The organism is Streptomyces sp. NPDC046261 (assembly GCF_040646235.1).
Lineage (GTDB): Bacteria > Actinomycetota > Actinomycetes > Streptomycetales > Streptomycetaceae > Streptomyces.
Genome location: NZ_JBEYZU010000010.1, coordinates 183,939 through 203,871 on the forward strand (window position 1 = coordinate 183,939; position 19,933 = coordinate 203,871).

A 19,933-nucleotide genomic window follows, 5' to 3' on the forward strand; every position below is an offset into this window, starting at 1 on the left:
GTTCCCTGCAGGACCATTGGTACAGTTCGGGGCCCGGAATCTCGATCATGAGGGAGCCGATGGCCCATGGCCGTGGACGCGCTGGACGCCAGGATCCTGCGGCTGCTGCTGGAGCAGCCGCGCACGAGCGTGCGCGAGTACGCGCGCCTGCTGGGCATCGCGCGCGGCACGCTCCAGGCCCGGCTGGACCGGCTGGAGCGCGACGGCGTGATCACCGGCACGGGGCCGCGCCTGTCCCCCGCCGCCCTGGGCCACCCCGTGCTGGCGTTCGTGCACATAGAGGTCACCCAGGGCCATCTGGACACGGTCGCGAACGCGCTGGCCGACGTTCCGGAGATCATCGAGGCGTTCTCGATCACCGGGGGCGGTGATCTGATGGCGAGGGTCGTCGCGCGGGACGCGGCGCACCTGGAGGACGTGATCCAGCTGCTGGTCCAGCTGCCGGGCGTGGTGCGCACCCGCACCGAGATGGTGCTGCGCGAGCGTGTGCCCTTCCGGATGGTCCCCCTGGTGGACGCCGTGGGGCGCGCGGCCCAGCGACCTTCCTGACGGCCCGTCAGTCCGCTGCGGCGGGGCCTCTCAGCCGAGGAAGGACAACCGCACCCGCCGCTGCGGGTTGTCCCTGTTCGTATCGACCAGGACGACGGACTGCCAGGTCCCGAGCTCCAGCCTGCCGGCGATCACCGGCAGTGTGGCGTGCGGCGGGACGAAGGCGGGCAGGACGTGGTCGCGGCCGTGGCCGGGGCTGCCGTGGCGGTGGCGCCAACGGTCGTCGGCCGGGAGCAGGTCGTGCAGGGCGGCCAGGAGGTCGTCGTCGCTGCCCGAGCCGGTCTCGATCACGGCCAGGCCGGCAGTGGCGTGGGGCGTGAAGACGTTCAGCAGGCCGTCGCGCCCGTGGGCGGCCTCGCGGAGGAATTCCGCGCAGGCGTCGGTGAGGTCGTGCACGGTCTCGCGGGATCCGGTCGTGATCTCGAGGGTGCGCGTGGTGAAGGTGTCGGTCATGGTCCACCGCATACCCGGTGCGCCGCCGTGACGGCAAGGCGACGGGCCGCCGCACTCGCACGCGCCTCGTCTGCGGGGGCCCGTTCACCTTGTGGGAGAAGGCCCGGGGAGAAGGTCTAAGGAATTCCCGGCGCCGGGCGTGAGATCAAGTTGGGGTGCGGCCACACGCGCCCGGGGCACATGGCTCGTCGAGCCCCGGCAGCCACCTTGAAAGGGACACCCATGGACCCCGTCCGACGGCCGATCCTGTTCGTCAGCCTTCCGGAAAGCGGGCTGCTCAATCCGCTGCTCGTGCTGGCGGCCGAGCTGTCACGCCGGGGTGTCGAGGACCTCTGGTTCGCCACCGATGACAACCGGCGCGGCGAGGTGGAGAACCTGGCGGTGAAGTCACCGGTCGAATTCGCCTCGCTCGGCGAGGTGATCCCGGAGCTGTCGGCGGTGAGCTGGCCCGACGATGTCTACCGCGAGGTCACCCAGGCGTCGCGTTTCAAGGCGCACCGCGCGGTCATCAAGCAGTCCTACAAGCCCGCCCTGCAGGCGAAGAAGTACCGGCGGCTCGAAGCGGTCGTCGACGAGGTGCGGCCGGCGCTGATGGTCATCGACTGTGTGAGCGCCTTCGCCGTCGACCTGGCCCTTACGCGCAAGATTCCGTTCGTGCTGAGCGTGCCCTTCGTGGCCAGCAATGTGCTGACGTCGCTCAATCCGTTCGCCAAGGGCTACACGCCGCGGGACTTCCCCGTCCCGCACTCCGGTCTGCCGGGGCGGATGAACATGGTGCAGCGGCTGCAGAACGAGCTGTTCAAGCTGCGGACCATGGGGCTGTTCTTCAACCCCGCCATGGGAAAGGTGCTTCAGGAGGACGGCCGGATCCGCAAGGAACTCGGCCTTCCGGCGCCCAGCCCGATGACGCGCATCGACAAGGCCGAGATGGTCCTGTGCAATTCGATCGCCGAGCTGGACTATCCGTTCGAGATACCCGAAAAGGTGCGCCTGGTCGGTGCGATGATGCCGCCGCTCCCGGAGACCGAGGACGACGGGGAACTCTCCCGCTGGCTGGACGCCCAGTCGTCCGTCGTCTACATGGGCTTCGGCACGATCACCCGGCTGACGCGGGAGCAGGTCGGCGCGCTGGTGGAGGTCGCCCGGCGGCTGGACGGCGAGCACCAGATCCTGTGGAAGCTGCCGGAGGAACAGCAGCATCTGCTGCCGCCGGCCGAATCGCTGCCCGGCAATCTGCGCATCGAGAGCTGGGTGCCCTCGCAGCTCGATGTCCTGGCCCACCGCAACGTCAAGGTGTTCTTCACGCACGGCGGCGGCAACGGCTTCCATGAGGGCGTCTATTTCGGCAAGCCCCTGGTGGTGCGGCCGTTGTGGGTCGACTGCTTCGACCAGGCGGTCCGGGGCCGGGATTTCGGCATCAGCCTCACGCTCGACCGGCCCCAGACCATCGCCCCCGACGATGTCGTCGACAAGCTCACCCGGGTCCTCGGCGACCCCTCGTTCCGCGAGAACGCGGAACGGCTCGGGGCGCTGCAGCGGGCCGCGGGCGGCCGGCAGACCGCGGCGGACCTGATCCTCGGCCTTCCCGCTCTGGCATGACAAGGGAGATATCCATGTCGTTCAAGTATCCCGTTTCCCGGCCCCATCTCGACGGGCGAGAACTCGAGTACGTCACCGGCACCATCGGGGACGGGTGGATCTCCTCCCAGGGGCCGTATGTGCGGCGGTTCGAGGAGGCGTTCGCGGAATACAACGGAATCGCGCACGGCGTCGCCTGTTCCTCGGGGACGGCGGCCCTCACCCTGGCGCTGCGGGCGCTGGGCATCGGCCCGGGCGACGAGGTGATCGTGCCGGAGTTCACCATGGTGGCGAGCGCGTGGGCCGTCACCTACACGGGAGCGACGCCCGTGTTCGTGGACTGCGCGGACGATCTCAACATCGATGTCACCCGTATCGAGGAGAAGATCACGTCGCGGACGAAGGCCATCATGCCCGTCCATATCTACGGCCGGCGTTGCGACATGGACGCCATCATGGATATCGCGTTCCAGTACAACCTCAGGGTGGTCGAGGACTCCGCCGAAGCGCATGGCGTGCGGCCCGTGGGCGACATCGCCTGTTTCTCGCTGTTCGCCAACAAAATCATCACCTCCGGCGAGGGCGGCATTTGTCTGACCGACGATCCGCGGCTGGCGGGGCAGCTCGCCCACCTGCGCGGCATGGCCTTCAGCAAGGAACACAACTTCCTGCACAAGAAGGTCGCCTACAACTTCCGGATGACGGCCATGCAGGCCGCCGTCGCCCTGGCGCAGACCGAGCGGCTCGACGACATCCTGGCCACCCGCGCGGAGATAGAAGAGCGCTACGACAAGGGCCTGTCCGGCATTCCCGGTATCACCCTGATGCCGCCGCGGGACGTGCTGTGGATGTACGACATCCGTGCGGAACGCCGGGAGGAACTGCGTGCGTTCCTCGCGGACGCGGGCATCGAGACCCGGGTGTTCTTCAAGCCGATGAGCCGGCAGCCGGAATACCTCGCCCCGCACTGGCCGTCGCTGAACGCGAACCGCTTCGCGGAGGACGGACTGTACCTGCCCACCCACACCGGTCTGACCGCCGACGACCAGGACTTCGTGATCGGAAAGATCCGTGAATTTTACGGCGCGAGCTGACCGCACGCTCCGGCTGCCGAGACGGGACGAATGGATATGACGAGCACCGATCCCACCGTGGTCGACTTCCCCCTGCGTAAACCGGGTGTGGCGTTTCCGCCGCCGCACTACACCGACTACCGCGAGAAGGAGGGGCTGGTCCTCTCCTACCTGCCCAATGGCAACCGGGTCTGGCTGGTCACCCGGCACGAGGATGTACGGGCCGTCCTGACGAACCCCAAGATCAGCTCCAACCCGGAGCACGAGGGATTTCCCAACATCAGCCAGACCATGGGCGTCCCCAAGCAGGACCAGATTCCCGGCTGGTTCGTGGGGCTGGACTCACCCGAGCACGACCGTTTCCGCAAGGCGCTCATCCCGGAATTCACCGTGCGGCGCATCCGCGCGATGCGTCCGGCGATCGAACGCACCGTGGAAGAGCGCATCGACGCGATGCTGGCCGCCGGCAATTCGGCCGACCTGGTCGCCGACTTCGCCCTGCCCGTGCCGTCGCTGGTCATCTCCACGCTGCTCGGGGTGCCGCCCGTCGACCGTGACTTCTTCGAATCGCGCACCCGCACCCTCGTCGCCATCCGGGCCTCGACCGACCAGCAGCGCGACACCGCCACCAAGGAACTCCTGCGGTACATCCACCGGCTCGTCGCCATCAAGGAGAAGTGGCCCGGGGACGACCTGATCAGCAGGCTCCTGGCCACCGGGGCGCTCGACTCCCAGGAAATGTCGGGCGTCCTGCTGCTCCTGCTCATCGCCGGCCACGAGACCACGGCCAACAACATCGCCCTCGGCGTGGTGACGCTGCTGACGAATCCGGAGTGGATCGGCGACGACCGGGCCGTGGAGGAGACGCTGCGTTTCCACTCCGTCGCCGACCTGGTGTCGCTGCGCGTGGCCGTCGAGGACGTCGAGATCTCCGGGCAGCTCGTCAAGGCCGGCGAGGGCATCGTGCCCCTGGTGGCCGCGGCCAACCACGACACGACCGTCTTCGAGTGCCCCCACAAGTTCGACCCGTCCCGCACCGCCCGCCACCACGTCGCCTTCGGGTATGGGGTGCACCAGTGCCTGGGCCAGAACCTCGTCCGGGTCGAGATGGAAATCGCCTACCGGAAGCTGTTCGAGCGCATCCCCACCCTCAAGCTCGACGTACCGGTGGAGGAACTGCCGTTCAAACACGACGGCGTGCTGTACGGACTGCACGAACTGCCCGTCAGCTGGTAGCCACAGGACCGGCCTCCCGGGCTCGCACCGCTCGCGGACCGGGGGGCCTCATTCGCCGCACATTCGCCGCAGGAGAACCCTTGATACGTATCACCGTCGACACCGACCGCTGCGTCGGAGCGGGCCAGTGCGTGCTGACCGCTCCGGCGGTCTTCGACCAGGACGACGACGGCCTGGTCATCGTCCTGACCCCCGAGCCCGACGCCTCCGAGACCGACGCCGTCTGGCAGGCGGGCGACCTCTGCCCCGCCCGTACGATCATGGTCCACGAGGACTGACTTTCCGCCGGCCGACTCTAGGGATTTACGCGTTCCCTGTGCGATGCACTGTGGCCCCGGAAAGTGCTAACCGCACAGAAAGGACGAAGCTCTTGAACAGCACGGGCAATTCCATGGACAATTCTGTGGCCCTGTGGCTCCGGCGCTACCACCCGGCCATGGACAGCGATGTCCGGCTGGTCTGTTTCCCCCACGCCGGCGGGTCGGCCAGCTTCTACCATCCCGTCTCGGCGGTGCACTCCACCGTCGCCGACGTGATCGCCCTGCAGTACCCCGGGCGGCAGGACCGGCGGCACGAGCCGTGCATCACCGACATCGGCACCCTCGCCGACCGCATCACCGAACTGCTGCTGACGCAGAGCGAGAAGCCCACCGTCTTCTTCGGCCACAGCATGGGAGCGGTGCTCGCCTTCGAAACGGCGTGGCGGCTGGAGCAGAAGGGCCAGGGCGCGCCCCGGGCCGTCATCGCCTCCGGCCGCAGGGCGCCCGCCACGACCCGCCCCGAGACGGTGCACGAGCGCGACGACGACGGTGTCATCGCCGAACTCAAGCTCCTCAACGGCACCGACCCCGGGCTGCTCGGCGACGACGAGATCCTCAGGATGGCCATGCCGGCCATCCGCGGTGACTACCAGGCCATCGAGACCTACCGCTGCGACCCCGAGGACCGCGCGGTCCGCTGTCCCATCACCGTGCTGACCGGTGACGCCGACCCCCGCACGACGCTCGAGGAAGCGGCGGCCTGGGAGCGGCACACCGAAGGCGCCTTCCGGCTCGAGGTGTTCCCCGGCGGGCACTTCTTCCTCGCCACCCAGCAGGCAGCGGTGAACCGTCAGATATCGCGCGAACTCGAGAAAATCGGGAAAAGCTGATGCGTACGCTGCTGGTCGACAACTACGACTCCTTCACCTACAACCTCTTCCACTACCTCGCCGAGGTGAACGGGGAAGAGCCCGAGGTCATCCGCAACGACGACCCGGCGTGGAAACCGGAGCTCCTCGACACGTTCGACAACGTGGTGCTCTCCCCCGGGCCCGGTACCCCGCACCGCCCGGCGGACTTCGGCTTCTGCGCGCAGATAGCGGCCGAGGGGCGGCTGCCCGTCCTCGGCGTCTGCCTGGGCCACCAGGGGCTGGCGCTGGCCCACGGCGCCCCCGTCGGGCGCGCCCCCGAGCCGCGCCACGGCCGCACGTCGGCGGTCCGGCACGACGGCACCGGCCTCTTCGAGGGGCTGCCCGCCCCGCTGGAGGTCGTCCGCTACCACTCGCTCGCGGTGACCGGCGACTCCCCCGCCCTGGAGCCCATCGCCTGGGCCGAGGACGGGGTGGTCATGGCACTGCGCCACCGCGAACTGCCCCTGTGGGGCGTGCAGTTCCATCCCGAGTCCATAGGTACCGAGGGCGGTCACCGGCTCCTGGCGAACTTCCGCCGGCTGACCGAGCAGCACCGCTCCACCGGGGAACCGGCCGCCACCCGGACGCCGCGGGCCGCCGCGGGGTCCGGCGGCACACCGACGGTCCCCGCACCGGCGGGCCTCGGCCGGGAGGCGGCCGTCGGCCGGGAGGCGGGCCTGGGCCGGGAGGCGGACCTCGGCCGGGAGGCGGGCCTGGGCCAGGACGCGGGCCTCGGCCAGGAGGCGGCCGTCGGCCGGGACGCGGAACTCGGCCGGGACGCCGATCTCGGCCAGGAGGCGGACGTCCGGCATCTGCGGGTCGTCGTGGAGCAGCTGCCCACCCGGTGGGATCCCGAAGTGGCCTTCGACCGGCTGTTCCGGACGGGCGACCACCCGTTCTGGCTGGACAGCAGCCAGGTGGGCGGCGTACTCGGAGAGCTCTCCATCATGGGCGACGCCTCCGGGCCGCTCGCACGGGTCGCCAAGGCCGACGTGTTCGACGGCACGGTGACCGTGACGTCCGCCGGCGCCACGCGCGTCGTCGCGGACACGTTCCTGGAGTGGCTGGACCGGGACCTGCGGTCCATACGGGTCGACGCACCCGAGCTGCCCTTCGACTTCGCGCTCGGCTGGGCCGGCTACCTCGGCTACGAGCTGAAGGCGGAGTGCGACGGCGACGGGGCGCACCGCGCCGCCGAGCCCGACGCGGCGATGGTCTTCGCCGACCGGGCGATCGTCCTCGACCACCGCTCGGACACCACCTACCTGCTGGCGCTGGCCGAGAACGGCGACGAGGAGCCGGCCCGGCAGTGGCTGCGGGCGGCAGCGGCGGCCCTCGGGAACGTAGCCGGGCAGGTACCCGGACCGTGCGACGCCCCGGAGCCCCGGCAGGACGCCGGCGTACGGCTGCGGCACGACCGCGAGGCGTACCTCAAGCTGATCGACGCGTGCCAGGAGGAGATCAAGGCTGGTGAGACGTACGAGGTGTGCCTCACCAACATGATCGAGGCCGATGCCGCCGGCCTCGACGCCTGGCAGGCCTACCGTTTCCTGCGCCGCACCAGCCCGGCCCCGTTCGGCGCCTACCTGCGCTTCGACGACCTGTCCGTGCTCAGTACGTCACCGGAGCGCTTCCTGCGCATCGACCGGGCCGGGGTGATGGAGTCCAAGCCCATCAAGGGCACCCGTCCCCGGGGCGCCACGCCGCAGGAGGACGCGGCCCTGGTCTCCGAGCTGGCGAACTGCGAGAAGGACCGGGCCGAGAACCTGATGATCGTCGACCTGGTCCGGCACGACCTCGGCCGGTGCGCCGAGGTCGGCTCGGTCAGCGCGGCCCCGGTCTTCCAGGTCGAGAGCTACGCGACCGTGCACCAGCTGGTGAGCACGGTACGGGCGAAGCTGCGCGCGGACAGCAGCACCGTGGCGGGTGTCCGGTCCGCGTTCCCCGGCGGTTCGATGACCGGGGCCCCGAAGATCCGGACCATGCAGATCATCGACCGGCTCGAAGGCGGGCCGCGGGGCGTGTACTCCGGGGCCATCGGCTACTTCTCCCTGACGGGGGCGGCCGATCTGAGCATCGTCATCCGCACGGTGGTGCTGCACGGGGACCGCCTCCGCTACGGGGTGGGCGGCGCGATCATCGCGCTGTCGGACCCGGAGGCGGAGTTCGAGGAGACGGCGGTGAAGGCGACGCCGCTCCTGCGGCTGCTGGGCACCGGGTTCCCGGGCCGTAGAACCGCCGCGGCCGGGGAACCGGCGCGGTCGTAGCGGAAACGGCCGTGGCGGACAGCGGCGGCCGGCGAAGCCAACGCAAACGCTTGATACGGGAGTGACAGTGTCCGTCCACACAGATGACTACGCGATCGATCCGTCCGCCGACCCCGGAGGCGGCGGCTGCGCGCTGGGCGGCTTCACGCTTCCGGAGGTGTTCCGGGCCGCCGTGGCCGCCGACCCCGAGGCGGTGGCCATCACCGACGGCGACCGGTCGCTGACGTGGCGGCAGTGGGACGCGGAAGTGGCCGCGCTGGCCCGGGCCCTGCAGGAACTGGGGGTCGGGGCGGGCGATGTGGTGGCGGTTCACCTGCCGAACTCCGCGGAGTTCCAGACGCTGCACATCGCCGTCGCGACCGTGGGCGCGGTCATGATGCCCGTTCATCTGGGCAACGGCAGCAAGGACGTGCACGCGCTGCTGACCCGGGTCGAGCCGGTCGTCGTGGTCCTGCCGCACGGCACCCAGGACGACGACGGCCCGGAGGGGCGGGGGCCGCTGGGCGCGGACGCGCTGCTGCGGACCGTGCCCTCGCTGCGGGCCGTGGTGATCGCCGGGGCGGCCGGCGAGCCGGTGGGTCCGGGGAGTCCGCGGGGGCCGCAGGGTCCGCAGGGTCCGCAGGGTCCGCAGGTGTTCTCGCTGGAGACGCTGCGCGACACCTGGCAGGGCACCTCCCCGCGTCCGGTGGACGTACGGCCGGAGATGCCCTTCGTCCTCATACCGTCCTCGGGCACGACGTCCGCGAGGCCGAAGATCTGTGTGCACAGTCACGACGGCCTGTTGTCGAACACGGCATCCGTGACGGCGGACGCCGCCGAGGCGTTCACCACGGCGGTCATCACGGCCTGCCCCCTTACGCATCTGTTCGGTCTGCAGTCGATGCACTCGGCGCTCTTCGCCGCGTGCCGGCAGGTTCTGCTCAGCGGCTGGGACCCGGACCGTTTCCTGGAACTGGCCAGGCAGGCCGGTCCGAGCGTCGTCTTCGCCGTGCCCACGCAGCTGCACGACGTCGTCGCCCGGCTCGCGGAGAGCGGGGAGTCCGCCGGTTTCCGCCCCCGGGAGGTACGGACGGCGGGCGCGGCCATCCCGGCCGCGCTGGTCGAGGACGTCAGGGCGGCGCTCGACTGCGCCCTCGTCGTGGTGTGGGGCATGTCCGAGCTGGGCACCGGCACCTGCACCCGGGCCGACGACCCCGCCGACGTCGCCGTACGCAGCGTGGGACGGCCGACGGCCGGCGCCCGGGTGCGCGTCGTCGACCGGCAGGGCAGCGAGTGCCCGCCGGGAGAGGTCGGCGAACTGCAGTACCGAAGCCCCGGAATGTTCCGGGGCTATTTCGGCGACCCGGAGCTCACCCGGGCGGCGGTGACGGAGGAGGGCTGGCTACGGACCGGCGACCTCGCCGGCGTCGACGCGGACGGCCTGGTGACCTTCCACGGCCGGGCGGCCGAACTGATCAACGTCGGCGGCCGGAAGTTCAACGCCACCGAGGTCCAGGGCCTGCTCGCCGCGCTCCCCGGCATCGGCCCACTGGCCGTCCTCGGCAAGCCCGACCCCCGGCTCGGGGAGTACCCGTGCCTGGTGCTCACCGAGCGGGCGGATCCCGCGATCGGCCTCACGGAGGTGACCGGCTTCCTGCAGGACCGGGGCGTCGCCGACTACAAGATCCCCCTCGAACTGGTCACCGTCGGCGAACTCCCCCTCACCCCCGCCGGAAAGCTCCACCGGCGAGCCCTGCAGCAGATGCTCGAAACCGGCGCCGTCACCTCGCCCGCACGGCGCGACGGGGCCGGCGCCCCGGTGGCCGCGCCGCGCACCGTCGACGAAGCCCTCGACCTGGTGGGCGCCTGCGTGGCCGAAGTGCTGGGCAAGGAAGCGGAAGGCGCCGCGGGTGGCATCGCCCACGAGGCCACCTTCCGTAGCCTGGGCCTCGACTCGATCCTCACCATCCGGCTGCGCAACGCGCTGCAGGAGGCGACCGGGACCTCTCTTCCCGCCACTCTCGCCTTCGACTTCCCGACACCGCTCGCCGTCGCCCGCTTCCTGGCCGGGCAGCCACAGGCCACGAACGACCGCACCGCGATGGCGGACGGCGGCACCACCGATCCCGGGGATCCGGCGGCTCCGGCGGATCCGGTGGCCATCGTCGGCATGGCCTGTCGCCTGCCGGGCGGAGCGCTCTCCCCGGAAGACCTGTGGAACCTGGTCATCGGGGAGACCGACGCCGTCTCGGCCTTCCCGGCCGACCGCGGCTGGGACCTCGAGGCGCTGTACGACGCGGACCCCGACCACCGGGGCACCTCCTACGCCCGCGAAGGCGGCTTCCTGCACGACGCGGGCGACTTCGACGCCGGCTTCTTCGACATGTCCGACCGTGAGGCCCTGGCGACCGACCCTCAGCAGCGGCTCCTCCTCGAAACGGCCTGGGAAGCCATCGAACGGGCACAGATCGACCCGAGGACGCTCAAGGGAACCCGCACCGGCGTCTTCACCGGCGCGATGTACCACGATTACGCGGCCACCCATGCCGCCGGCGGCGCCGGGGAGCTGGAGGGGCTGCTCGGTATCGGTACGGCGGCGAGCGCGCTGTCCGGACGCATCGCCTACGCCTACGGGTTCGAGGGCCCGGCCCTCACCGTGGACACGGCGTGCTCGTCCTCGCTCGTCGCCCTGCACCTGGCGTGCCAGTCCCTGCGGTCGGGCGAGTCGTCCCTCGCGCTGGCCGGTGGTGTCGCCGTCATGGCGACACCGTCGTCCTTCGTGGAGTTCTCCAGGCTGCGCGGGCTGTCCCCGGACGGCCGGTGCAAGTCGTTCGCGGACACCGCCGACGGCGCCGCGTGGTCCGAGGGCGTGGGACTGCTCCTCCTGGAGCGGCTGAGCGACGCACGGCGCAACGGGCACCGCGTACTGGCCGTGGTACGCGGCTCCGCGGTCAACCAGGACGGGGCGTCGAACGGCCTCACCGCCCCCAACGGGCCCGCGCAGCAGCGGGTGATCCAGCAGGCACTGGCCCAGGCCGGGCTCGCGCCGCAGGACGTGGACGCGGTGGAGGGCCACGGCACCGGGACGACGCTCGGCGACCCCATCGAGGCCCAGGCCCTCCTCGCGACGTACGGCCGGGCCCGCCCCGAGGACGGACAGCCCCTGTGGCTGGGCTCGGTCAAGTCGAACATCGGGCACGCGCAGGCCGCCGCCGGGGTCGCCGGAGTGATCAAGACGGTGCTGGCCATGGAACACGGCGTCCTGCCGAAGACGTTGCACGCGCAGACGCCGTCGACCCACGTCGACTGGTCCGCCGGCGCGGTGCGCCTGCTGACCGAGGCCCGGCCCTGGCCCCGGCGGAGCGAACGGGTACGCCGGGCCGGCGTGTCCTCGTTCGGGATCAGCGGGACCAACGCCCATGTGATCCTGGAGGAGCCGGGGGAGCTGGCGGAGTCGGCGGTGCCCGCAGAGCTGGCACGGTCGGCTGATCCGGCGGTGTCGGCGGCGTCGGCGGATCGGAAGCCGGCCGGGGCGCGGTCTGCCACGCCGGAAGGGGGCCCGGCCGTGCCGTGGCTGCTGTCCGCCCGGAGCGAGCCCGCGCTGCGGGCGCAGGCGCGGCGGCTGGCCGGACACCTCGCCGCGAACCCCGGCCCGTCCGCCCAGGACGTCGCCTACTCGCTGGCCACCACCCGTGCCGTGCACGCCTTCCGGGCCGTCGTGACCGGCTTCGACCGCGCCGGGCTGGTGACGGCGGCAGCGGCGTTCGGGCGCGGCGAGTCCCCCGGCACGGTCATCCAGGAGCAGGGCGACGCAGCCGACGGGCGGGGCAAGCATGCCTTCGTCTTCACCGGCCAGGGCAGCCAACGTCCCGGCATGGGACGTGAGCTGGCCGGGGCCTTTCCCGTCTTCGACGAGGCGTTGCGCGAGGTCTGCGCGGCGCTCGACCCGCTGCTGGACCGGCCGCTCACCTCGGTGATGTGGGCCGAGCCCGGTTCGGAGGCCGCGGCGCTCCTCGACGACACGGGGTATGCGCAGCCGGCGCTGTTCGCCTTCGAGGTGGCGTTGTACCGGCTCCTCGCCTCATGGGGAGCAGCCCCCGATCTCCTGGTGGGGCACTCGGTCGGCGAGATCGCCGCCGCGCACGTTGCGGGAGTGCTCCCGCTAGCGGACGCATGCGCCCTGATCGCGGCGAGGGGCAGGCTGATGCGGGCCCTGCCCGCGGGCGGGGCCATGGTGGCCGTCCGTATCGCGGAGCACGAGGTGGTCCCGTGGCTGGAGGGGCTGACGGACAGCGTGTCCATCGCCGCCGTGAACGGCCCGCGTTCGGTCGTGCTGTCCGGGGCCGGGGCGCCGCTCGCCGAGCTCACCGACAAGCTCGTCACGGCCGGGTACAAGGCCAAACAGCTCGTGGTGAGCCATGCCTTCCACTCGCCGTTGATGGACCCCATGCTCGCGGAGTTCCGTGCCGTCGTCGGCGCCCTGTCCTTCTCCGAGCCGTCCGTGCCGCTCGTCTCCTGCCTCACCGGCCGTCCGCTGACCGCGGAAGAGGCCAAGGACCCGGAGTACTGGGTCCGGCACGTACGGGACGCGGTGCGCTTCGAGGACGCGGTCGACCACCTGCGGTCCGAACGGACCACGGCCTTCGTGGAGCTTGGACCGGCTCCCGCGCTCACCCCGATGATCGACGAGTGCCTCGGTTCCGCCGGTCGCCGGCCGACGGCCGCGGTGATATCCACGGTGCGCGGCGAGCGCGCCGAGGTGCGGGACGTTCTCACGGCGATCACCCGGCTCCACGGCCACGGAGTGCCGGTCGTGTGGCGGTCCGTTCTGCCGGGGGCCGCGGCCGTGCCGCTGCCGACGTATGCCTTCCAGCACCGGAGGTACTGGCTCGCGTCGGTGGCGGGGACCTGCGGCGGTGCGGCCGACGGCGCCGAGAGTGTGGGCAAGCCCCTTCGTGAGGAAGCGCCTTCGCTGTCCTTGCGGCTGTCCGGGCTGGGCGACCTCGAACAGGAGGAGGCCGTGCTGGCCCTGGTCATGGCCGAGGTCACCGCCGTACTCGGCGGACAGATGCCGCAGGGCGACGAGGCCGCCGATCAGTCCTTCGCGGACATGGGCATCAACTCGGTGAACGCGATAGAGCTCCGCAACCGGTTGATCGCCGTCACCGGCATGCAGCTGCCGACCACGCTCGTCTTCGACCACCCGACCCCGACGGCCGTCGTCCGCCTCGTACGGGAGGGACTCGGCCGGTCGGGTGAGGGCAGCACGCACCGTGACGCGGCCGCTCTCGTGGACGAACTGGAGAGCGCGCTCGCCGCCGGCGCCGGCATGGCCCCGGATACGGCGGCCCGGCTGAAGGCCATGGCGGCACGGTGGGCGCCGTCCCCCGCGCCGGCGAACGGCGGCATCGACATCGAGGGGGCCACGGACGAGGAACTCTTCCGCCTCATGGACGGCGTCGGCGAGGGAAACGACAGCTAGGACTTTTCGTTTGGACCACCGAGCGTCTCGCGGGGCGGCAGGCGCATCTGTCGCCCCGTCTGCCGATCGGTTGTGTACCAGGCCCCGGCCGCCAGGAGTACGGAGGCCACCGCGCAGGTGACGACGAGGCCATTGAGCCACACGTAGCTTTCGGAACTGGGGTACGTCGTCCCGTCGTCCAGGACGCAGTCGAAGGCCGGCGGCAGATACGAGGCGCGGTGGCCAACGAGGTGCTCCACAAGGTGGGGTGCGGCGTCGCGGCAGGCGGGCGCGGGGGAGGAATCCGCCCCCGACCGGGATTCGTTGTCGGACAGTTCGACGGCGCCGAGCGCCATGATCAGAAATATGGCTGCGGCTGCCGCCGCCATGCCGGCGCCCCAGCGCAATAACCGCACGCCCCAGTCGGGGCGCCGGCCCGGCAAGACGACGGACAGCAGTTTGACGACTACGGCGATGGCCCATACGGGGGCCGCGAGCAGGGCCGCGAAACCGAGCAGGATGAACACGTTCGGGTCTCCTTCCGCCTACCCTGCGAACGGGCATTCGGGGAGCCTAGCCGTTCCTCTTCGGGTCACCGGGCGGACCGGAGGAAGATGCCAGCCGGTGGCCTTGCCGGTCCGCCGGGACCGGGATCACCGTCCAGATACCGCGCTTGCGCGGGTGTTCGCGGATTGCGCGGGAGGGGTACGCCTTGTCCGCCAGGGCCACGCCCGGCCTGGTGCGCGGACGACCACGACGTCGGGGGCGCGCAGGCGGGCCGTCACGTCCGTGAAAGCGGGTGCATCGCCGGCCTGTCCGGCGGTGAGATGGAAGGCCAGGGGAGGACAGCGGCCGTCGGCCGCGAGGCGGTGTAGTCATCGCAGACGGCGGCTACCAGAGCACCGGGGGATGGTCGGCCCGGGGGCTTCGCGTGTCGTCTCCGCGGTCGGCGGCTATGCCCCGCAGGCGCTCCCGGCGCATAGGGGCGGGTCGTATTCCTTGCCGTCGTCGCAGTAAAGCCACCAGGTGTCTCCCGACTTGTATCCGTGTGGCTGCACGCGGGTCAATGCTGGGATCCAGCTCCTCCCCCGTACCGGCCCGTCCCGAACCGTGTGATCGGAGCCGGTGGAAGGTAAATGCGTCGACAGCGCCCCTCGGTACCCGGCAAAGTGGCCGCCCGTGACGAGCAGTGAGCTGTGGACCCGTGCGACCGCCGACCGCTACGACGCCGAGGAGACCGAGATGTCCTCGGCCGCCGTTCTCGGACCGACTCTCGCCTTCCTCGCCGAGCTCGCCGGAGACGGCCGGGCACTGGAGTTCGCCATCGGGACCGGACGAGTGGGCGTTCCGCTCCGGGAACGCGGCGTGCCGGTAGTGGGCATCGAACTGTCCGAGCACATGGCAGCGGTGCTGCGGCGCAAGATCGACGAGGACACGCTCCCGGTAGTCATCGGGGACATGGCCACCGCCGTCGTTCCCGGCGAGTTCACTCTGGTCTATCTCGTCTACAACACCATCACGAACCTGCTCACTCAGGACGAGCAGGTCGAGTGCTTCCGCAACGCCGCACGTCATCTGGAGCCCGGTGGCCGATTCGTCATCGAGCTGGGCGTGCCGCCGCTGCGGTTCCTGCCGCCCGGCCAGGTCGCGGTGCCGTTCGACGTCTCTGAGCAGCATCTGGGCTTCGACACGTTCGACCTCGTCGAGCAGATGCTCGTCTCGCACCACTTCACCCGCGACGGCGACGACGGCCGCTATCGCCGCGACAACTCCCGGCACCGCTACGCCTGGCCGGCAGAGCTCGACCTGATGGCACGGATCGCTGGGCTCGAGATGGAACGTCGCGTCGCGGACTGGGACGGGACGCCGTTCACCCAGGACTCCGCGAAGCACATCTCCGTGTGGCGCAAGCCAACCTGAGGCCGGCCACCGGGCCGTCAACGTAAGCCGTGCCTGTCTTGAGACTCCTACCGGGAGTTCAGACGTCGCCAGCAGATCATGCAGCATCATCTGCTGGCGTCGGCTCAAGAACCTTCATGCGTGACGCCACGCGACAGCGGCTGTCTACAGCGAGACCTTCCGTTCATCGGCCTTGAGGCCGCGGAGTGTCCAAAGTCCGTACAGAGCCAGCAGCGGTTTGACGACCATCCACTCGCCAGGGCGGTAGTCATCCGCGCGCACCAGCCTCTCTGCAAGATCGGGGCGCTGCCGCCGCAAGTATGCACGGGCCTTGAGCGCATGAGCTGGTTGAGAGGCGATCTTGATGCGGTCCACGTCTTCAAGCAGTGGGACCACGTTCGTGATGTTCTCCCATGTCGTCGCGCTCTGGTCTTCTAGGAGCACCGTGCCGTCGAACTCCAGCACCGACTTCGCGTAGTCAGCCATCAGCTGGGCCTCCGCAGCACCTCCGCCGGGCGCACCGCCGCTGAAGATCACGCACGTCCCATGCGCACCGTCAGCGACGATGGAGCGAATGCCAGCACGGACTCGCCATCGGTTGATCAAGTTCGCCGTCGCTTGGGGATTCCGGTACCCCAACACCACTACGGCCTCCGAAGCGCCCTCGCTGTTCCCCACGAGAACCCGAGACCAGCGCGAGTTCAACCACTCACCCCAGGCCAGGGCTGCTACCCCAGCTATCGCCAGTCCTGTCCTTCGCCGCATGCGGCGACTCTAGGGCACCTCGGTAACGGGTCGCGAGGAACCAGCCGCGCTACAAATGACGCATTACGTTAGGACTTCTTAGAACGTGCCTCTTCTGGGCGCGGCGCTGAGCCCGTGTGGTCAGAGGCTGAAGATCCGGCGTGCGTTGCCTGACAGGAACAGTTCGGTGGCTTCCTCGTCCATGCCCAGTTCACCGAGGTGTTCCAGCGCCTGGCTGGGAGAGATCATGGGGTAATTGGTGCCGAACAGCACCTTCCTGCGGCCCCGGCCACGCAAGTAGTCGACGAGCTCCCGCGGGTAGCGGCGGGCTGTGTAGGCGCTGGTGTCGATGTAGACGTTGGCGTGCTTGTCGGCCACCGCGATCATTTCCGTGGTCCATGGGTAGCCGATGTGACCGCACACGATGGTCAGCTCGGGGAAGTCGAGCGCCACCTGGTCGATGTAGGGGATGGGACGGCCGGTCTCGGAGGGGCGCAGTGGGCCGGTGTGCCCGACCTGGGTGCAGAAGGGGATGCCGAGGTCGACGCAGGCGGCGTACAGCGGGTAGTACAACCGGTCGGTGGGCGGAAGCTGCCACAGCCAGGGGACGATCCGCAGAGCCACGAAGCCGAGTTCCTCTATTGCCCGGCGCAGTTCCCGCACAGCTTGGACCGGACGGGCGAGGTCCGCGCCGGCCACTCCGCGCAACCGTCCTCCGGACTGGGCCACGAACTCGGCCACTTCGTCATTGCTGATCAGCGGCCCTTGAGGTCCGTACCAGGCCGCCGACAGTCCGATCTCCACATCGGCCGCCGCCATCGCGGCCACCGTCGCGTCGACCGGTATCGGCTCCTCCAACAGCCCCTGCCCCGTCCACCGACGCAACGACTCGAACATCTCGTGATTGGAGTGACGGAGGGTGGGGTGCTGCATCCACGCGTCGATGACCGGCATCAGGCTCCCTGCCTCTCTCCTGGTGCTCCGGCCGTGCTGTGGCCGAAGCGACTAAGCGATCGCTTACCTGGACCCTAGCCGGTACGTGTTGGCCACAACCACCCTCCTCGCACGGCGAAGCCCGAGGGCCCGGTCTTCGGGAAGAAGACCGGGCCCTCGGGCTTTCCTTCGGCCGATCGGTCAGGAGAGGCCGAGCTCGTTGTCGAGGAGGTCGAAGACCTCTTCGTCGGATGCGGAGTCGAAGTCGAAGTCGTCCTCGGCCCGCGAGTCCTTCCGCAAGGCGCTCCACTTCGCCTTGAGCACCTCGAGGCGGCCCGCTATCTGCTCGTGAGCCTCCTCGTCGACCTCCAGCTCACCGAACGCCTTCTCCAGCCGGTCGAGCTCGCCCAGGAGCGACTCCGGTCCCGAAGGCGCCTCCGGCACGACCAGCCCGTAAAGGTGGTCGACCAGCTCCGCCGGGGTCGGGTAGTCGAACAGCAGGGTGGCCGGCAACCGGACCCCCGTGAGGGCGCTCAGCCGGTTCCGCAGTTCCACCGAGGTCAGGGAGTCGAACCCGAGGTCCTGGAACGCCCGTTCAGGGGCCACCGTCTCCGCGCCCGCGTGTCCGAGGACGACCGCGATCTGGCCGCGTACCACGTCCAGCAGAACGTCGTGCCGCTCGGCCACCGACAGCGCGTTCAGGCGCTGGGCGAGGTCGGCGGCCGCAGCGGCGCCGGGTCCGGCCGTGGCCGACCGGCGGGCGGACGTCCGGATCAGCCCGCGCAGCAGCGGGTGGATCTCGCCTTGCGCCCGCAGCGCCGCGAGGTCCAGGCGCACCGGGAGCACCACGGCCTCGGCCGTGGTCAGCGCGGCGTCGAACAGCGCCACGCCTTCCTCAGGGGAGAGCTCCGGCATGCCCGAGCGGGCGATCCGCTGGGCGGCCGCGTCCTGCAGTGCCCCCGTCATCCCGCTGTCCTTGGTCCAGGGACCCCACGCCAGCGACGCGGCCGGCAGTCCCGCGGCCCGGCGGTACTGCGCCAGGGCGTCCAGGAAGGCGTTGCCCGCGGCGTAGTTCGCCTGGCCCGGGTTGCCGAACGTACCGGCCGCCGAGGAGAAGGTGACGAAGGTGTGAAGCTCGAGGTGCTCGGTGGCCCGGTGCAGGTTCCACGCCGCGTCCACCTTGGGGCGCAGCACGGCCGCCAGGCGCTCCGGGGTCAGGGACCCGATCACACCGTCGTCCAGCACACCGGCCGTGTGCACCACAGCCGAGACCGGATGCCGCGCCACCAACTCGGTCACCGCGACCCGATCCGTCACGTCGCAGGACTCCACGGCAACAACCGCGCCCTGCTCCTTCAACTCCGCTACCAGCTCCTCAGCACCTTCGGCGGCCGGACCACTGCGGCTGACCAGCAGCAGGCTCCGCACACCGTGCTCGGCCACCAAGTGCCGTGCCACGACCCGGCCCAGGCCGCCGGTGCCGCCGGTGATCAGTACGGTGCCGTCCGAGCCCCACACGTCACGGCCGGACTCGGCCGGCGCCGGCACCCGGGCCGCCCGGGCCAGTCGAGGCGCGAGCGCCTCGCCGCCCCGGATCGCCAGCTGCGGTTCGTCCAGGGCCAGTGCCTTCGGCAGGACCGCGGCAGTGGCGGCTTCCTCGTCGAGGTCCAGCAGGACGAACCTGCCCGGGTTCTCCGCCTGCGCCGACCGCACCAGGCCCCACGCCGCGGCTCCCGGGAGGTCCTCGCCGGTCGTCGCGCCCCGGGTGACGAACACCAGGCGCGAGGCGGCGAACCGCTCCTCGGACAGCCACGTCTTCACCTGCTCCAGCACCCGCGACGTCACCGCGTGAACCGACCCGGCCGTGTCGTCGTCGGAGCCGGCTGTGCCACCGCCTGCCGACGACAACGGGACGAGTACGACGTCCGGAACGTCCGGTACGTCATCCAAGTCCGCCAAGGCCGCGGTCCTGTCGGCAGACAGCGCTCCGGCAAGGCAGAGCGGGTCCGGACCGACAACGGCCGCGACCGTCGCGGCAGCTTGCGTGACGCCGAGCTGAACCGCGGCCCAGTCGACCTTGAACAGCGCGTCGCTGTCGGTGGCGTTGAGCTGTTCGGCCGAGATCGGCCGGACCATCAGCGACTCGACGGAGGCGACAGGCGTACCGGTCGTGTCCGCGATCGCGATCGACACCGCGCCGTCTCCGCCCTTCGACAGGCGTACCCGGACAGCGGACGCGCCCGTCGCGTGCAAGGTCACTCCGCTCCAGGAGAACGGGACGCCACCGCCCTGCTGCTCGTCGTCCCCGCCGAAGGCGGAGGCGTGCAGGCTCGCGTCGAAGAGCGCCGGGTGAAGGCCGAAGGCTCCGCCGTCGACGCCATCAGGCAGGCTGACCTCGGCGAACACGTCCTCACCGAGACGCCACGCCGCCCGCAGACCCTGGAACACCGGCCCGTACTCGAACCCCGCATCAGCAAACCGCTCATAGCAGCCGTTCACGTCAACCGGCTCGGCACCCTCCGGCGGCCACACCCCGGCATCGAACGCCACCACCGCAGCCTCTTCAGCCGCCAGGGTGCCCTGCGCGTGC

Annotated in this window: 14 protein-coding genes and 1 pseudogene; 9 read left to right on the top strand and 6 right to left on the bottom strand. The window is 70.7% G+C overall.

Annotated elements, in window-relative coordinates; genetic code table 11:
• Window positions 1-66 precede the first annotated feature (66 nt).
• Window positions 67-549 carry an Lrp/AsnC family transcriptional regulator gene (locus tag ABZ956_RS20065; RefSeq protein ID WP_361895115.1) on the top strand — a complete coding sequence of 161 codons (483 nt, stop codon included), beginning with the start codon at window positions 67-69 and terminating at the stop codon, window positions 547-549.
• Between the two features lie 30 nt (window positions 550-579).
• Here ABZ956_RS20065 and ABZ956_RS20070 read toward each other — a convergent pair whose 3' ends face one another.
• The gene (locus ABZ956_RS20070) at window positions 580-1,002 is read right to left on the bottom strand and encodes a secondary thiamine-phosphate synthase enzyme YjbQ (RefSeq protein WP_361895118.1); all 423 of its coding nucleotides are present in this window, start codon (window positions 1,000-1,002) and stop codon (window positions 580-582) included.
• A gap of 222 nt (window positions 1,003-1,224) precedes the next feature.
• On the opposite strand from ABZ956_RS20070, the gene ABZ956_RS20075 reads away from it, so the two are divergent.
• The 7 genes from ABZ956_RS20075 (at window position 1,225) to ABZ956_RS20105 (ending at window position 13,788) form a co-directional block, all read left to right on the top strand.
• Window positions 1,225-2,601 carry a glycosyltransferase gene (locus ABZ956_RS20075; protein WP_361895121.1) on the top strand — a complete coding sequence of 459 codons (1,377 nt, stop codon included), beginning with the start codon at window positions 1,225-1,227 and terminating at the stop codon, window positions 2,599-2,601.
• Between the two features lie 14 nt (window positions 2,602-2,615).
• The gene (locus ABZ956_RS20080; RefSeq protein ID WP_361895124.1) at window positions 2,616-3,674 is read left to right on the top strand and encodes a DegT/DnrJ/EryC1/StrS family aminotransferase; all 1,059 of its coding nucleotides are present in this window, start codon (window positions 2,616-2,618) and stop codon (window positions 3,672-3,674) included.
• 36 nt (window positions 3,675-3,710) lie between these two features.
• Window positions 3,711-4,889, top strand: coding sequence for a cytochrome P450 (locus ABZ956_RS20085; protein ID WP_361895127.1), 1,179 nt, complete (start codon window positions 3,711-3,713; stop codon window positions 4,887-4,889).
• Window positions 4,890-4,972: 83 nt separating this feature from the next.
• Entirely contained in the window at window positions 4,973-5,167 is a 195-nt protein-coding gene (locus tag ABZ956_RS20090; RefSeq protein ID WP_361895165.1) for a ferredoxin, read from the top strand.
• A 113-nt stretch (window positions 5,168-5,280) separates the two neighbouring features.
• Window positions 5,281-6,039: an alpha/beta fold hydrolase gene (locus ABZ956_RS20095; protein ID WP_361895129.1), complete on the top strand. Its 759-nt coding sequence runs from the start codon at window positions 5,281-5,283 to the stop codon at window positions 6,037-6,039.
• Entirely contained in the window at window positions 6,039-8,327 is a 2,289-nt protein-coding gene (pabB, locus tag ABZ956_RS20100) for an aminodeoxychorismate synthase component I (protein ID WP_361895132.1), read from the top strand. The genes ABZ956_RS20095 and pabB overlap by 1 nt, the downstream gene beginning before the upstream one ends.
• A 94-nt stretch (window positions 8,328-8,421) precedes the next feature.
• Window positions 8,422-13,788, top strand: coding sequence for a beta-ketoacyl synthase N-terminal-like domain-containing protein (locus tag ABZ956_RS20105; RefSeq protein WP_361895168.1), 5,367 nt, complete (start codon window positions 8,422-8,424; stop codon window positions 13,786-13,788).
• On the opposite strand, the gene ABZ956_RS20110 is transcribed toward ABZ956_RS20105, so the two are convergent.
• Window positions 13,785-14,294 carry a hypothetical protein gene (locus ABZ956_RS20110; protein WP_361895135.1) on the bottom strand — a complete coding sequence of 170 codons (510 nt, stop codon included), beginning with the start codon at window positions 14,292-14,294 and terminating at the stop codon, window positions 13,785-13,787. The two genes, ABZ956_RS20105 and ABZ956_RS20110, sit on opposite strands and share 4 nt — an antisense overlap.
• Before the next feature lie 121 nt (window positions 14,295-14,415).
• Window positions 14,416-14,633: pseudogene (locus ABZ956_RS20115) on the bottom strand (transposase); the annotation flags it as partial.
• 313 nt (window positions 14,634-14,946) lie between these two features.
• Here ABZ956_RS20115 and ABZ956_RS20120 point away from each other — a divergent pair.
• Window positions 14,947-15,687, top strand: coding sequence for a class I SAM-dependent methyltransferase (locus ABZ956_RS20120; RefSeq protein ID WP_361895137.1), 741 nt, complete (start codon window positions 14,947-14,949; stop codon window positions 15,685-15,687).
• A 144-nt stretch (window positions 15,688-15,831) separates the two neighbouring features.
• Here ABZ956_RS20120 and ABZ956_RS20125 read toward each other — a convergent pair whose 3' ends face one another.
• From ABZ956_RS20125 to ABZ956_RS20135, 3 genes are all read right to left on the bottom strand, one after another.
• On the bottom strand, window positions 15,832-16,431 hold the full coding sequence (locus ABZ956_RS20125) for a YdcF family protein (protein ID WP_361895140.1): 600 nt from the start codon (window positions 16,429-16,431) through the stop codon (window positions 15,832-15,834).
• Window positions 16,432-16,551: 120 nt separating this feature from the next.
• Window positions 16,552-17,364 (bottom strand): amidohydrolase family protein, encoded by an 813-nt coding sequence (locus ABZ956_RS20130; RefSeq protein WP_361895143.1) that lies wholly within the window; start codon window positions 17,362-17,364, stop codon window positions 16,552-16,554.
• A gap of 180 nt (window positions 17,365-17,544) precedes the next feature.
• Window positions 17,545-19,933: type I polyketide synthase (locus tag ABZ956_RS20135; protein WP_361895146.1), on the bottom strand; the 2,389-nt coding region annotated here is incomplete at its 5' end.

Excerpts from the sequence above, each read along its gene's own strand:
- ABZ956_RS20065 (WP_361895115.1), top strand. The coding sequence starts at position 67 with ATGGCCGTGGACGCGCTGGACGCCAGGATCCTGCGGCTGCTGCTGGAG.
- ABZ956_RS20070 (WP_361895118.1), bottom strand. The coding sequence starts at position 1,002 with ATGACCGACACCTTCACCACGCGCACCCTCGAGATCACGACCGGATCC.
- ABZ956_RS20075 (WP_361895121.1), top strand. The coding sequence starts at position 1,225 with ATGGACCCCGTCCGACGGCCGATCCTGTTCGTCAGCCTTCCGGAAAGC.
- ABZ956_RS20080 (WP_361895124.1), top strand. The coding sequence starts at position 2,616 with ATGTCGTTCAAGTATCCCGTTTCCCGGCCCCATCTCGACGGGCGAGAA.
- ABZ956_RS20085 (WP_361895127.1), top strand. The coding sequence starts at position 3,711 with ATGACGAGCACCGATCCCACCGTGGTCGACTTCCCCCTGCGTAAACCG.
- ABZ956_RS20095 (WP_361895129.1), top strand. The coding sequence starts at position 5,281 with ATGGACAATTCTGTGGCCCTGTGGCTCCGGCGCTACCACCCGGCCATG.
- pabB (WP_361895132.1), top strand. The coding sequence starts at position 6,039 with ATGCGTACGCTGCTGGTCGACAACTACGACTCCTTCACCTACAACCTC.
- ABZ956_RS20125 (WP_361895140.1), bottom strand. The coding sequence starts at position 16,431 with ATGCGGCGAAGGACAGGACTGGCGATAGCTGGGGTAGCAGCCCTGGCC.
- ABZ956_RS20130 (WP_361895143.1), bottom strand. The coding sequence starts at position 17,364 with ATGCCGGTCATCGACGCGTGGATGCAGCACCCCACCCTCCGTCACTCC.